The sequence below is a fragment of the Arthrobacter sp. TB 26 genome (assembly GCF_000427315.1).
In the GTDB taxonomy this organism is placed as follows: Bacteria; Actinomycetota; Actinomycetes; order Actinomycetales; family Micrococcaceae; genus Arthrobacter.
Genome location: NZ_AUPJ01000370.1, coordinates 1 through 1472, shown reverse-complemented (window position 1 = coordinate 1472; position 1472 = coordinate 1). Strand labels below are relative to the sequence as shown.

Here is a 1472-nt window from a genome sequence, read left to right as displayed (position 1 = left end):
CCATCGGCAGCTCATGGCAAGGCGAGCGCCGTGCGGATCAGGTTCAACAGAAACCCCCGGACCTCGTCACTGCGCATGATGAACACCAGAATGCCGGCAAACCCCACAGCGGCGAGCGTGGCAATGGCATACTCGGCCGTCGCCATTCCTTCCTCGGAGCCAAAGAGCCTTCTCAGCCTTCGTGCCCGGCGCGGGGCAGGAATGCTGGCCCCCGGATAAATTTCCCGGATCCCGGCAGTCCCGGTCCCGGCATGGATTTGCTGGGCCCTCCGTGTGCCGGCCGGCTCAGGGCGTTGGATTGACATGGTCTTTTCCTTTCGTTCGGTTCCGGCGGGAGCGCCGGCTGTTCCTGGACTCTTCCGGCCAGGCCGGTGACATGTAAGGGGCTCGTCCCTCCAAGTGGAAAACCCCTTCCGGACACGCATTGTGGAGGAAGACTTTCGCACCGCCGATTTCCACCGCTGGGGTCAGCCCGGGAGCATCGCCAGCAGGACCGGTATGACGCCCAGGCATACGAAGGCCGGCAGCGAGCACAATCCGAGGGGAACGACGAGCTTCACTGCGAGGGCGGCGGCTTGTTTCTCCGCGGCCCGGAACTGTCCGCGCCGCATGCGTGCCGCCTGGGCGTAGAGGATGGCGGAGGACGGGGCGCCGGTGAGGGCGGCAAATCCCAGCGCATCGCGCACGGCGAGAAGTCCCGGCGACCGGACGTCGGCGCCGCGCCAGGCAGTGTCCCAATCGGCGCCGATCGTGAGCGCCGCGACGACCGGGCGCAGCGGACCACGGATTTCGGGCGTTGCCAGTGCGGCCAGCAGCGCCAGGGCACGGCAGAGTCCGGATCCCGCATCGAGCATCGCGCCGATCAGTTCGAGCATCATGGCGGCATCATCGAGGCCGTGCCCTCCGGAAGCCCCGGGCAGCTCGACCCCGTCGTTTGAGCGGCCCCGGCTTCCGGCGTCGGGGGCGCGCTGCGTCTGGCGCCGGAGTCGCCGCCTTGCCACGCCATGGTCGGAATACGCGGTGGCGGCCGCGGCCACCAGGATCGCCAGCACCCCAAGTCCCGCGGCGTCTGCTGTCACGGCCGAGCTCCTTCAGCCGCCCGGACGAGCCGTGCCGACCAGATCCGGCCTGCCATGGTGAGGGCGAGTCCCGCCGTGAGCGCCGCGGCCCCGGAAGGGGTTCCCAGCACCTCGACAGGATCCACTCCCAGCAGCAAACCCAAGCCCAGCCCGAGAAACGGAAGCCACGTCAGCAGCCGAACCGTCGCACGGGGCCCGGCCAGCGCCGTCTGGCGGGCAGCCTCGGCGTCGTTCTCGGCCTCCAACTGGGCCGCAAAGCGCGTCAACACGTCCGCCAGCGGGGAACCCGCGGCCTCGGCGACGTCAAAGCACGCGGCGAGCTGGACCCAGACGCGGTGCTCACGCACGCCCGCGCCTGCACGGCTTCGCCGGATTTTCCCGGCGCCTGTCCCG

General features: G+C 69.7%; 2 protein-coding genes and 1 pseudogene. All 3 read right to left on the bottom strand.

Going from position 1 to position 1472, the window contains the following annotated elements; translation table 11 throughout:
- Positions 1-11: 11 nt before the first annotated feature.
- Complete coding sequence (locus tag K789_RS26810) at positions 12-305, bottom strand: DUF4244 domain-containing protein (protein ID WP_024367349.1); 294 nt, start codon at positions 303-305, stop codon at positions 12-14.
- 162 nt (positions 306-467) lie between these two features.
- Complete coding sequence (locus K789_RS0114300) at positions 468-1079, bottom strand: type II secretion system F family protein (RefSeq protein ID WP_024367348.1); 612 nt, start codon at positions 1077-1079, stop codon at positions 468-470.
- Positions 1076-1472: pseudogene (locus tag K789_RS0114295) on the bottom strand (hypothetical protein); the annotation flags it as partial. The gene K789_RS0114300 and the pseudogene K789_RS0114295, both read right to left, overlap by 4 nt.

Excerpts from the sequence above, each read along its gene's own strand:
- K789_RS26810 (WP_024367349.1), bottom strand. The coding sequence starts at position 305 with ATGTCAATCCAACGCCCTGAGCCGGCCGGCACACGGAGGGCCCAGCAA.